Annotated in this window: 15 protein-coding genes; 10 read left to right on the top strand and 5 right to left on the bottom strand. The window is 32.2% G+C overall.

The annotated features are described in order from the left end of the window. Window positions 1-304 precede the first annotated feature (304 nt). Window positions 305-889: a TetR/AcrR family transcriptional regulator gene (locus BR66_RS0104475; protein ID WP_026881837.1), complete on the top strand. Its 585-nt coding sequence runs from the start codon at window positions 305-307 to the stop codon at window positions 887-889. Between the two features lie 424 nt (window positions 890-1,313). Here the strand turns inward: BR66_RS0104475 and BR66_RS0104465 are convergent, their stop codons facing one another. From BR66_RS0104465 to proB, 4 genes are all read right to left on the bottom strand, one after another. After that, complete coding sequence (locus BR66_RS0104465; RefSeq protein WP_026881836.1) at window positions 1,314-1,817, bottom strand: GNAT family N-acetyltransferase; 504 nt, start codon at window positions 1,815-1,817, stop codon at window positions 1,314-1,316. Between the two features lie 17 nt (window positions 1,818-1,834). Next, complete coding sequence (locus BR66_RS0104460; RefSeq protein WP_026881835.1) at window positions 1,835-2,497, bottom strand: YczE/YyaS/YitT family protein; 663 nt, start codon at window positions 2,495-2,497, stop codon at window positions 1,835-1,837. Between the two features lie 157 nt (window positions 2,498-2,654). After that, window positions 2,655-3,917, bottom strand: a complete 1,263-nt coding sequence (locus BR66_RS0104455) for a glutamate-5-semialdehyde dehydrogenase (RefSeq protein ID WP_026881834.1) — start codon at window positions 3,915-3,917, stop codon at window positions 2,655-2,657. Between the two features lie 29 nt (window positions 3,918-3,946). Continuing rightward, the gene (gene proB, locus BR66_RS0104450) at window positions 3,947-4,762 is read right to left on the bottom strand and encodes a glutamate 5-kinase (RefSeq protein ID WP_026881833.1); all 816 of its coding nucleotides are present in this window, start codon (window positions 4,760-4,762) and stop codon (window positions 3,947-3,949) included. A gap of 242 nt (window positions 4,763-5,004) precedes the next feature. Here proB and proC point away from each other — a divergent pair, with 242 nt between their 5' ends. The 9 genes from proC to BR66_RS0104410 all read left to right on the top strand — a co-directional run bounded on the left by proC (window position 5,005) and on the right by BR66_RS0104410 (window position 11,704). Further along, window positions 5,005-5,814 (top strand): pyrroline-5-carboxylate reductase, encoded by an 810-nt coding sequence (gene proC / locus BR66_RS0104445; RefSeq protein ID WP_026881832.1) that lies wholly within the window; start codon window positions 5,005-5,007, stop codon window positions 5,812-5,814. An 89-nt stretch (window positions 5,815-5,903) separates the two neighbouring features. Further along, complete coding sequence (locus tag BR66_RS0104440) at window positions 5,904-6,767, top strand: AraC family transcriptional regulator (RefSeq protein WP_026881831.1); 864 nt, start codon at window positions 5,904-5,906, stop codon at window positions 6,765-6,767. A gap of 135 nt (window positions 6,768-6,902) precedes the next feature. Further along, window positions 6,903-8,270, top strand: coding sequence for an MATE family efflux transporter (locus BR66_RS0104435; protein WP_026881830.1), 1,368 nt, complete (start codon window positions 6,903-6,905; stop codon window positions 8,268-8,270). A gap of 49 nt (window positions 8,271-8,319) precedes the next feature. Then, window positions 8,320-8,982, top strand: coding sequence for an HD domain-containing protein (locus BR66_RS0104430; RefSeq protein WP_026881829.1), 663 nt, complete (start codon window positions 8,320-8,322; stop codon window positions 8,980-8,982). A 29-nt stretch (window positions 8,983-9,011) separates the two neighbouring features. After that, the gene (locus BR66_RS0104425) at window positions 9,012-9,407 is read left to right on the top strand and encodes a thioesterase family protein (RefSeq protein ID WP_026881828.1); all 396 of its coding nucleotides are present in this window, start codon (window positions 9,012-9,014) and stop codon (window positions 9,405-9,407) included. Between the two features lie 57 nt (window positions 9,408-9,464). Continuing rightward, window positions 9,465-10,010, top strand: coding sequence for a DUF1697 domain-containing protein (locus tag BR66_RS0104420; RefSeq protein WP_035795489.1), 546 nt, complete (start codon window positions 9,465-9,467; stop codon window positions 10,008-10,010). 172 nt (window positions 10,011-10,182) lie between these two features. Continuing rightward, the gene (locus tag BR66_RS26215; protein ID WP_207641231.1) at window positions 10,183-10,350 is read left to right on the top strand and encodes a hypothetical protein; all 168 of its coding nucleotides are present in this window, start codon (window positions 10,183-10,185) and stop codon (window positions 10,348-10,350) included. Between the two features lie 178 nt (window positions 10,351-10,528). Next, window positions 10,529-11,194 carry a chromate transporter gene (locus tag BR66_RS0104415; protein WP_242841110.1) on the top strand — a complete coding sequence of 222 codons (666 nt, stop codon included), beginning with the start codon at window positions 10,529-10,531 and terminating at the stop codon, window positions 11,192-11,194. A 3-nt stretch (window positions 11,195-11,197) separates the two neighbouring features. Continuing rightward, window positions 11,198-11,704 carry a chromate transporter gene (locus BR66_RS0104410; RefSeq protein ID WP_026881825.1) on the top strand — a complete coding sequence of 169 codons (507 nt, stop codon included), beginning with the start codon at window positions 11,198-11,200 and terminating at the stop codon, window positions 11,702-11,704. 232 nt (window positions 11,705-11,936) lie between these two features. On the opposite strand, the gene BR66_RS0104405 is transcribed toward BR66_RS0104410, so the two are convergent. Next, entirely contained in the window at window positions 11,937-12,467 is a 531-nt protein-coding gene (locus BR66_RS0104405) for a nitroreductase family protein (RefSeq protein ID WP_026881824.1), read from the bottom strand. Between the last annotated feature and the right edge of the window lie 122 nt (window positions 12,468-12,589).

The raw sequence follows: 12,589 nt of genomic DNA, 5'->3' as shown, positions 1-12,589 counted from the left end.
GCTTATACCTCTTTTTATCAATAAATTTAATTTTTTTATTTTCTCAGTGGCATAACTTTTTCCAGTGTATTTTTCTGGTAGGAACTAATTAATTTGTTGTTAATCTATATTAAACCATTTAAAGAATTTGCCTTCATAAAAACAATTCCACCTCGTCTTTATATTTAGCTTAAATTTATTATATCACTATAACGTACAAGATTCAATATCTGTAATATGTAATTTGTAATAAATATATTTCGTGTATTAGAAATATGATATAATCATTATATTAGAACAATTTTTATATGGATGGTGAGCTATCATGGCAAAGTTGCATTTAACTAAAGAAATGATTTTAAATTCAGCAGAAGAAGTTCTTCTGCGATTTGGCCCTACAAAAGCTAATGTACTGGATATAGCACGTGCACTCAATGTCAGTCACCCTGTCATCTATCGACATTATGATAGCAAAGCTAAGCTATGGGATGCTGTTGTAGAGCGTTGGTTACAGCGAGCATCAGCACCACTAACCGATATTCTTAATGAGCCCCTTTCTCCAGATATTAAGCTTTATCGTTGGCTTGAGACCTTATTTAAAGGTAAGCGAGAAAGTGCAATTAATGAGCCTGAGTTATATGCGATTTACACTACTCTTGTGGCACAATCCGGAGAAGTATTACATCAACATATTACCCATCTTATTGAAGATGTTATTAAGATTATTAAACAAGGTGTTGACGAAGGAGTCTTTGTAAAAGATAACCCTGAACAGACAGCTTTGGCTATATTAAACGCATTCACTCGATTTTATCACCCTGCACATGTTAATGAATGGCAGAATCCTAATATTGATAAAGAGTTCAATGTGCTTTGGGAGATATTATTAAAAGGTATAACTTATCACTAGTATTTAACTTAATAGAGTATTAACCAAACTAAGTCATTTTTATTGGATTATGCTAAAACTAACTCTTTATAAACTGCTTGAGGTAGCATATATTGTATTTATTAATGCATACATATAAGGAAGTGTTGTATATGAATGAGAGGACAGTTATCGTAGGAAACAATTCGACTACTACAGAATTGCAAAATATTATTATAAAGATGATTCTGGAATCCAATAATAAAATTAAATAATAATTTGTAGGGTTGATTTAATTCGCAACTTTCTCAAAAGACGAAGCAAATAATTGAAAACATTGTATGATCCACCATGATTATGCATACATACTAAAAATCATGGATAAGTTTCAAAATATGAATTTTCATATTCACTTTAATAAAGTCAGTATGAAAATTCTCAAAAATAAATGGTTTAATAGATTTTTTTATAGTGTCTTTTCAAAGGCTATTCTTTTACTTTTATCTTCTAAATAAATTGTTCCACAAAACTTAAAATTGTTTTTTTTGAGTAGCTTTTGCATCGATATGTTTTCTTTATGGGTATCTATTTTGATACTATGCACATCATTATTTAAACAAAGCTGCTCTACATTTTTTATAATCTCCGATGATAATCCAAGGCCCTTATAAGTATTGTCAACAGCTATTCTGTGAATAACCACATATTGGTTATTAGTAATCCATTCACCATCATAAATAGAGTCATATGTTTTTTCTCTATCAAAAGAAACTGCTGCAGTTGCAATGATATTATTATCTTGTAACAATACATAGCTATTATTACAAGTAATATCATTGATTATTGTTTCTAAGCGTGGATAATTATCTTGCCATTGGTTAATTCCCTGATTTTTAAAGTAAATTTGTGCCTGTTTAATAATGTTCATTATATTATTAACATCTGCTTTAACTGATTTTCTAAATTCCATTTGGGGCCCCCTTTGTATTAAAATGTTTTATTGGTTATACACTGGCCTATAAATATAAATCCTTGTTTTAAATTTCTATGTTTTAGTGAATTTACATCAAAATCAAATATTTTATAAACTATTTGAACACAATAGCCTATTCCAAATGCAGTAACTAATGTTCCAATTCCAACAAAACCACCTAACATCCATCCGATAATTAATGCACTCATTTCTATACAAAATCTTATAATACTTACTGGTTTACCTGTAATCTTCATTAATGCAATCATAAGTCCATCTCTAGGACCACATCCCATTTCACATCCTATATATAAATAACTACCTATAGCGGTGACAAGTAGACTACCAATCATCATTAATATACCTGTAAATAAATTACTAGAAACGGGAATAATTTTAGAGTATATTATAAGATCTATGAAACACCCAATTACTATCATATTAGCTATAGTTCCAAGTCCTACTTTAAGTCCGATTATACTAGTAATTATAACTACAACAATTCCAACAATAATGCTAGCTTGCCCAATAGTTATACCAGTTACATTTGTTAAACCTTGATGAAATACATCCCATGGACTTAATCCTAAATGTGAATTAAGAGCCAATACAGTTCCGGATGCACATAAAAAAAAACCAAGTGCCATTTTTATTATAACGCCAAATATTTTATTCATAATACCTCTTTTTTAACTTATTTTTTAATAAATACATAGTGAGCACATTTTGAAACATGTAATTAGAGTAGAAGAAAAGCAGATTTGTGTCAACAAATCCACTTCTCTTCTACTCTAATTGATTTTTAAGCGCTAGCAGAAAAATCTTTATTAACTGTTACTTGTCTTTTCTCACTTGTCCTTGTCCATACACAATATACTTTGTAGTTGTAAGTTCATTAAGTCCCATTGGGCCTCTTGCATGAAGTTTTTGAGTGCTTATGCCTATCTCAGCGCCAAAGCCAAATTCACTGCCATCGGTAAATCTTGTAGAAGCGTTAACGTAAACTGCAGCGGCATCAACCTCTTTAAGGAAACGCCTGGAATTAGAATAATTATTTGTAATTATAGCTTCTGAATGTTTTGTGCCGTATTTATAAATATGATCCATAGCAGCATCTATAGAATCAACAATTCTTATAGCGATAATTAAATCCAAAAACTCTGTTTCATAATCGTCTTCAGTCGCTGGAATAATATTTGGGATGAATTTTTGGGTTTCACTGCAACCTCTTATTTCAACTCCAAGACTCTTTAGAGTTTCACCTAAATGAGGAAGAAAACTTTTAGCAATATCCTTGTGAACAAGAAGAGTTTCCATGGCATTACACACAGCTGGTCTTTGTGTTTTAGCATTGATTACTATATTTTCAGCCATTTCAGTATCTGCACCATTGTCAACATAAACATGGCAGTTACCAACACCAGTTTCAATTACTGGTACTGTAGAATTATTAACCACATTTTTAATTAAACTAGCGCCACCTCTTGGAATTAAAACATCCACGTATTGGTTTAGCTTCATTAAAATATCAACTATTTTCCTATTGGTATTATCTACAAATTCAATGCAGCCTTCTGGGAGTCCAGAGTCTATTGCAGCTTTATATATTGTGTTGTATATTTCTAAATTGGAGTTTATAGCTTCACTTCCGCCTCTTAGAATAACTGAGTTACCGCTTTTTATACATAGAGCAGCCGCATCAACAGTTACATTTGGTCTTGCCTCATAAATTATGCCTATGGTGCCTAGAGGAACTTTTATTTTATCAATAGTAAGTTCATCAGCAGTATTCCACATTTTTGTGCCCTCGCCTATTGGATCAGGAAGAGCCGATACAGCAATAAGACCATCTGCCATAGCGTTTATTCTGCCGGAATTCAAGGATAACCTATCTATAAAGGCTTTATTTTTACCGTCTTTTTCTGTAGCAGCTATATCTTTTTTGTTTGCCATTAAAATAGAGCTTATATTAGAGGTAAGAGCATCAGCCATATTTATAAGTGCTTTATTTTTGATGCTTGTGCTACATGTAGCAAGAGTTCTAGCTGCTAGTTTTGCATTTTTAGCTTTGGCTATAATATATTCGTTAATATCCATTTATAGTTTAGTCAGTATTTTGAAGCTGACTAAAGTTCACCTCCCTTATTTTTCCCTAAAAACAGGGTACCAATCTCTCTATTTGATATTATATCTTTTATAATAGTATCATTTGATCCATTTGCTATAATCATGGATACACCATTTTCCACAGCAAGCTTGGCTGCTTTTAGTTTTGTGGACATGCCACCAGTGCCAAGCTTTGATTTGGTTATTCCTGCACAACTCTCCACTTCTTTTGTAATATGGGGTATGTAGGTGAGTAGTTTTGCATTGTTATTTATTTTTGGATCTGAGTCATATAAACCGTCGATATCAGAAAGTAGTATAAGGAGGTCTGCATTTACTATAGTCGCTACAAGTGCAGAAAGTGTATCATTATCTCCAACTTTTATTTCATGCACGGCAACTGCATCATTTTCATTTACTATGGGAATTACGCCATGTCTTAGGAGTTCATTAAAAGCGTTTGTTGCATTGTTATATCTGGCTTTATTTGTTATATCATCTTTTGTAAGTAGTATTTGAGCAACAATTTCACCATATTCTGAAAAAAATTTCTCATAAATATGAAGTAGTATTCCTTGACCTATGGCTGCAGCTGCTTGTTTTTCTGGAATTGTTTGTGGTTTTAATTTTAGACCTAACTTATTAGCACCAACACCAATGGCACCTGAGGTTACTAAAATTACATTTTTCCCTTGGTTACGAAGGTCAGATAATTGCCTTACTAATTTCTCTATTCTATCAAAATTTAATAGACCACTTTCATGGGTTATGGTTGAAGTACCAACCTTTACAACTATTGTTTTCGCATTTTCTAAATGTGTTTTTCTTGTTTTCATATATAAACCTTCAAAAGCAAAAGAGCTTTTATCCTTTCTTAAGTATGTGGAATAAAATAACAAGTCAGTGTGATAGTCTATTTTAGACGTCCTAATTAAATTTTAAATTACATGTAAAATTTAAAAATCACTATGATATAATTAAATTAATTATATCATAGTGACAAGAAACTTTTCAATAAATTAAGGATATTGAACAATTAATAGTTGTCCAGTATTAAATAGGAATTTGGAGGTATAAAATGACAAAGAATATTGGTTTTATAGGATGCGGGAATATGGCAAAGGCAATGATTGGTGGTATAGTTACATCAAAACTATATGCTCCGCAGAAGATAATGGTTAGCAATCCATCAAATCCATCATTACAGTACATAAAGGAAAAATTCAATGTAATAACTACTAATGATAATATAAGGGTGGCTGAATTTGCGGATATATTGATACTTTCAGTTAAACCAAATAAATATATGCATGTAATAGATAAAATAAAAACATCAGTAAAGCAGGGTACAATTATTGTATCAATTGCTGCAGGAATGAGCTCTGAAAGCATAGAAGGCTATTTTGGCAAAGAAATAAAACTCATAAGGAGTATGCCTAATACACCTGCAATGGTAGGAGAGGGTATGAGTGGATTAAGTAGAAATAAATATATAAAAGAAGAAGATATGGTAGTAGTTGAACAAATTTTTAAAGCCTTTGGAAAGGTAGAAGTTATTGAGGAAAGACTTATGGATGTAGTATCAGGAGTTTCAGGCTCATCTCCAGCCTTTGTATATATGTTCATAGAGGCACTAGCAGATGGAGCTGTACTTGAAGGTCTCCCAAGAGATAAAGCATATAAAATGGCAGCTCAAGCAGTCCTTGGTTCCGCAAAAATGATTCTAGAAACAGGTAAACATCCTGGAGAGCTTAAGGATGAAGTATGTTCCCCAGGAGGCACCACAATTGAAGCTGTATACGGACTAGAAAAAAGTGGATTTAGGGGAAGCATAATTGAGGCAGTTAGGGCTTGCACGGAAAAAGCTAAGGTTATGGGTAAAAAATAAAAATATGTCTGTCCATTATAAGCAATTCAAAACAGTAATTATTCTTTCTATAATAATATAATTAATACATGGAAAGAGGTGGATAAAAGATGAATTGGATTAAGGACATGAACCAAGCTCTTGAGTATATTGAAAAAAATCTAGAGAAGGATATATTTTCAGAGGATGTTGCAAGAGAGGCGCATCTCTCTAAATTTCATTTTCTAAGGATTTTTAATATACTAACAGGGTTAACATTAGGAGAGTATATTAGGCAAAGAAGACTATCGCTTGCAGTTAAACAGGTAGTTTCAACAAAACGTAAAATAATAGATATAGCACTTGAATATGGTTATGAAACACCTGAGGCATTTACTAAAGCATTTAAAAAACTTCATAATATGTCTCCATCAGAGGCTAGAAAAACTAAAGAAAATCTTAAAGCTTTTATGCCACTCTCATTTCAAATAATTGTTAGGGGAGAAGAAAAGATGAATTATAGGATTGTAAAAAAGGATCAGTTTAAGGTTGTAGGAATAAAAACCCATGTTACTAACAAGAATGGTGAAAATTTCAAAATAATACCTAAATTTTGGAACGAACTTTGTGAAAACGGGAAATACTCTATACTTGATAAAAATAAAGGGAAATTAGGAGTTATGGGAATTTGCTATAATTTTGATATGGAAACAAATGAGTTCGATTACATTATAGCAATAGAAGGAGATAGCGTGCGAAGCCTTGAAAACTATGATGTTGTAAATATTAAAAGTCATACCTTTGCCATATTTGAAAGTATTGGACCAATTCCAAACTCAATTCAAGATACTACGAAGAGAATCTTCGCAGAATGGTTTCCAGCTACTAAATATGAACATGCAGACGGACCAGAACTGGAGGTTTATTATCCAGGGGATTCAAGTAGTGAAGACTATAAAAGTGAAGTTTGGATACCAATAATAGCTAAAGAATAAAGAATTAAAAACTATCAGCAGGATATATGTTATCACGCTGATAGTTTTTTATATACCTAAAAAACAATCTAGATATAATTTTAGTATTGAGTTATCATAGAATAGTCACAAAATATTTTAAGTTGAGGATAACCTATGAGGAAATTTAAGTTTAGACTAGATAAAAAAACGGATAAAAAAATTATAAGTATGGCATGGCCATCAATAATGGAACAAATACTTGAAATGATGGTTGGAATGGTATCCATCATATTTATGGGTAGAATAGGGACAGATGCAGTTGCGGCAGTTGGAATGGTTAATATGTTAATGGGATTTTTGCAGACAGTATTTTTTGGACTTTCAATGGGAACAACAGTTATTGTAGCAAGGGTAATCGGTGGAGGTGACAAGGAAGAGGCCAAAAGAACCTTAATACAATCAATATATATGGCAGCAATAGTTGGTATATTTTTATCTGTTAGTGGTAAAGTATTCGACGTGCCTATATTAAAGCTATTTTTTGGAGGAGCAGATGTAAAAGTATTTAATTTGGGAATTAGTTATTTTGGTATAATACTTATAAATTTACCGTTTTTCGTTATTGATATAGTTATCTCCGGAGCCATGAGAGGTGCTGGTGATACTAAAACTCCAATGATAATAACGGGGTTAGTTAATATTTTAAATGTTATCTTAAATACAATGCTTATATTTGGTGTTCCAGCTTTACATATACCTGCTATGGGGATAATAGGTTCTGCTATGGCTGTTACGATTTCAAGGATAGTTTCAGCAGTACTAAGGGTTATAGTATTATTTGCACATAAAGGACTTAAGCTTAATCTTAGCTTAAAAGATGATTACAGTATTAAACCTAAGTTAATGAAAAGAGTTATAAATATAGGTATTCCAGCATTTATTGAGCAAGCAGTAATGCAGGGAGGTTTTCTTATACTTGAAGTTGTAATTGTAACTATGGGAACCACTGCTATGGCATCTTATCAAGTTGCAATAAATGTTAATTCTATAGCGTTCTTCCCTATCTTTGGGTTTTCTATAGCAAATACCACACTTGTTGGACAAAGCCTTGGGGAGAGAAGATACAGAAAGGCTGAGCATTATGCATATGAAAGTCTTAAGATCACAATGATAGTTGCTTTTGTAATAGGAATGCTTATGGTGATTTTTGCAAGACAGCTGGCATCCATATATTCTAACGATCCTGGTGTAATAAAAGAGGCTATGGGACTTATATATACATTTGGTATAATTGAACCAATGCTTGCCATTCTGAATATATGTTCCGCAACTCTTAAAGCAGCAGGAGATATTAAATATGTTATGGTTACTTCTTTTGTTGGGTTATGGAGTTGTAGGGTGTTTTTATCCTTTGGGCTTAACAAGTGGATGGGAATAGGAATGCTTGCAGTAATGATTGGAATATTCTTTGACTTTGCATCAAGATCAGTGATGTATTTAATTAGAATGAATAAGGGAGAATGGAAGTATTTAAAGGTTTAGGATGGCGCAAACTTTTTTTACTTAGACACATATATGAAAGGATATGAAAATGGATAGAAATTTAATTATAGAGGCAACAAAAAAATATGCAAAAGATAAGCTAGATGGAGAAGCAACGGGACATGATTTTTTGCATATATCGAGGGTTTATATTGCGGCTAAATATATTGCAGAAAAGGAAGGTGCAGATCTATTTATAGTTGAAATCACAGCGCTTTTACACGATATAGCAGATTGGAAGTTTAATGATGGCAATGTTGATCTAGGACCAAAACTTGCCGGAGAGTGGTTAAAATCTCTTGATGTGCCAATAGAAGATATTGACAAGGTAACTAAGATTATTAGGACCATGTCTTTTAAAGGCGGAACAACGGATTCTAGCCAAGAAACTATGGAAGGAAAAATAGTGCAAGATGCAGATAGATTAGATGCACTAGGGGCTATAGGAATTGCTAGAGCTTTTGCTTATGGTGGTTTTAAAGGTAGAGAAATTTATAATCCTGATATTAAGCCAGAAAATTTTAAAAGTTTTGAAGCGTATAAAAATAATAAAGGCACAAGTATTAATCATTTTTATGAAAAACTTTTATTGTTAAAAGATCTAATGAATACAAAAACAGGAAAAGCTATAGCAGAGGAAAGACATGAGTTTATGGTAAACTTTTTAAAAGAATTTAATAAAGAAACAGTGGCAAGTGACGAGCTAAGTTAAAAGACTTTATAGAGAGTGGAGTGATTGAGATGGAAGTTAATTTAGAGGTAGGGCTTAAACACCAGGTTGAAAAGATGGTAAGTGACCAGGATACAGCAAAAAAATATGGATCTGGAGATCTAGATGTTTACGCTACACCAGCTATGATAGCACTTATGGAAAATGCTTCAACTAATTGTGTTAAGGGGCAATTGCCTCTGGGTTTTACAACAGTTGGCATAGAAATTAATGTTAAACACCTAAGGGCAACACCTGTTGGAGTAAAGGTTAGAGCTGAAGCAATATTGGAAAAGGTAGATGGAAAAAGGCTATTTTTTAAAGTAGAAGCTTATGATGATTTGGGTAAAATAGGTGAAGGAATCAATATAAGATACTTGGTTAATGCTGAGGAATTTGTTGGGAGAACAACGAGACCAACACAATAAACAGTTAAAAGATAAGAGAGAAGAGTTAACAGATAAAAGATAAGGAGGGATTTAAAAATGCGATATATAACATTTCTAAGGGGAATTAATGTTGGTGGACAAAGGTCAATAAAAATGGTAGATTTGAGAAACATTTTTGAATCTCTTAACTTTAAAAATGTAAAAACTTATCTTCAAAGCGGTAATGTGGTTTTCGACTATGAGTCTTCAGATGGTATTGAGATTTCTATTGCAATAGAAAAAAAGATTAATGAAATATTGGGGTTGTCGGTAAATGTAATCATTCGCACAGATGAAGAACTTAGAAACATAATAAATAATAATCCATTTGTAAAAAAACATGACATAGAATTTAATAAATTATATGTCACTATTATGTTGGATAAAAAAGAGCCAAACACAATACGTTTATTAGATATAAAGAAAGAAGAAAACGAAAACTTTTTAGTAACTTCAACCGAAGTATATTTGTATTGCCCCAATGGCTATGGAAGAACAAAATTAAGTAATAATATGTGGGAGAAAAAATTAAACACTGTTGCTACAACGAGGAATTGGAGAACTATAAATACTTTATTTAAGATATCAAGTGAAGTGAAATAATAAAATGGAGTTTTTCCTGAGGATATACTAGGTACTACTATGACATTTAATTGTTCCTATAGCTATTTTAGCACCATTATTTGCAGGGGCTGGATTTAAAAAGCTTAAAAATTTTAAATGTTTTTCCGTTTATTCTATAATCACATCCATAACTATATTTGTCTCAGGTGAAATGTCAGTTATTATTATGTCGAATAAAATACACATCTTTGGTGTTATAGAAAGAATTAATATAGGATCTTTGGAGTTAGGGTTTATTGCTTTTGTTTTGATGTTATTCACCATTGATGTAGAAAGCATTACAATAAAAGATAAAGATAAGCGGGAGTACTTTAATTAAAATATTTAATTCATTAATTTAAATTTACATATAAGGTGTTTAGTTGTGAGTAAATTAATTTACTCACAACTTTTTTGTTTATGAAAATCTATTCCAACTTATTCCTAGCAGTGATAGCATTATATAGTATAACTTAATTACAATTTAAGATGAATTAAACTAGAATGGGGGAAATCAAATGAAAAAAAATAAAGGATTATTATATAATCACAATAATAAATATGAATTTAAAGCCATGAGTAATGGTGAAACTACTGAATCCGACACTTTCACCATTGCTCGGCTATTTTTAACGTGGATAAAGATTGGTGCTACATCATTTGGTGGCGGTGCAACTACTCAATATCTTATTCAAGAAAACTTTATTTATAAGCATAAATGGATAACAGCTGAAGAGTACGCTAACATCATAGGAATGTGTCAAATTACACCCGGTATGAACATTATTGCATATACGATACTCATAGGTAAAAAGTTGTCTGGACGGGTAGGTATAGTTGTATCTTTAATAGGACTTATACTTCCTAGTGCCACAATTACTGTTGCAATATCTATTATCTATGCCAATGTTAGTAAATTTTCAAGGGTACACTCTGCATTGCGTGCAGTATTTGCAGCTATTTTCGGTATAGCACTAGCAACTAACTGGAGAAATGTGAAACCTATTATTGCAAAAAACCGCAAACGCGGACCATTGGCTTTTGGCATAACACTTGGGATATTGCTAGGTAGTGGAATTATATATGTACTTCTAAATCCCTCTGTAATTGTATTATATCTTCTGGGTGGATTGTGCGGGGCATTTGCGTATTGGTATATTTCTAGAAAAACTCAGGAGGCTTAGCGGATGAATGGGATTATCTTCTTTTGGGTTGTACTTAAATCAATTTTATTCTCTACAGGAGGATTTGGTCCGCTGCCTAGTTTGCACACTGATTTTATAGCTTATGGGTGGGCTAGTCAAAAACAGTTTACTGAAGCATTGTCAATCGGGCAAATTACCCCTGGTCCTAATGGACTTTGGGTGGTAAGTTTATGCTATTTAGTTGATGGAATACCAGGGGCAGTAATATCATGTATTGCGCTGCTGCTGCCACCGCTACTAATTTTAATTGTGCAACATTGTTATAAACGCATTGCTAATCATCCTGCAACACAAGGTCTACTTGATGGTGTAGTGCTTGTCATAGCTAGTTTTAGTGTAATAGTTTTAGCAGGGATGTTTCGAGGCAATGGTATGGATATAGGTATGATAGCTATTGCTGTAGTAAGTGCCATACTTGCAATATCAAGACGGGTATCTACTAATGTTATATTGATAGTTGCAGTTTTAATAGGTATAATATTTGGCTAAATAGAGGCTGGTCTAAAAATAAGAAAGCTAAGAAATGAAAGAGATAAAGCAGAGGATTACTAATAACAGAAGAAACACTTTTTTCTGTATTGGATCTAGAGTCAAAATGGCAGACGTTGATTAAACCAATTGAACAATTAAGGGTTGTAAAAAAGAACTTACTCCCGCATGGAATAAGCTCTTTTTCATATTTTATTCAGTTGAAATCAAATCGGATCTTAATTTCACGTATCTACTTAATAGTGTTAAGTGTTATAGTTTGTTTCAATTCTTCTTCTTTAGTTAATGCTTCAGTTGGGTGACCTAATAAAAGACCAGCGGCAGGAACAAAACCTTCAGGTAAATTTAAATCTTTTAGTAACTCTTTATCCGTGTTAAGTACAATTACAGGACCCATTACATATACACTTCCTAAATTAAGATTAGTAGCAGCAAGGGTCATATTTTCAACAATACAAGATGCATTAGCAATTTCAATATTAGGAGCTTTAGCATTTGGTTTACCAGAAACAATTACTAGTGTTGGTGCGCTATATAATGGGTTCGCTTTTGGATTACCCATTAGATTTGCAATTGCTTTTGAAATTCTAGCTAACATGTCAGGATTTTGGATAACTGTAATGTGAACTGCATTATAAGCACCCATTCCTATGGGCGCAGCGCATCCAGCAGTAAGTATAGTATTTAAGTTTTCATCATTAATTTGTTCAGATTTGTAACTTCGAGTAGATTTACGCATTGCTATTGTTTTCATAAATTCCATAGTTAATATCTCCTTTTGAATATATATTTACTGAAGTAAATATACTTGGTATAATTAGTATACCTAAATAAATTTATAATGACAAGTACGCATAATTTTGTGATTAGGTATCACTTTTCGTA

Origin of the sequence: Clostridium akagii DSM 12554 (assembly GCF_000686725.1) — a bacterium.
Classification (GTDB): domain Bacteria; phylum Bacillota; class Clostridia; order Clostridiales; family Clostridiaceae; genus Clostridium_I; species Clostridium_I akagii.
This window is presented reverse-complemented; position numbering and strand designations above follow the sequence as displayed.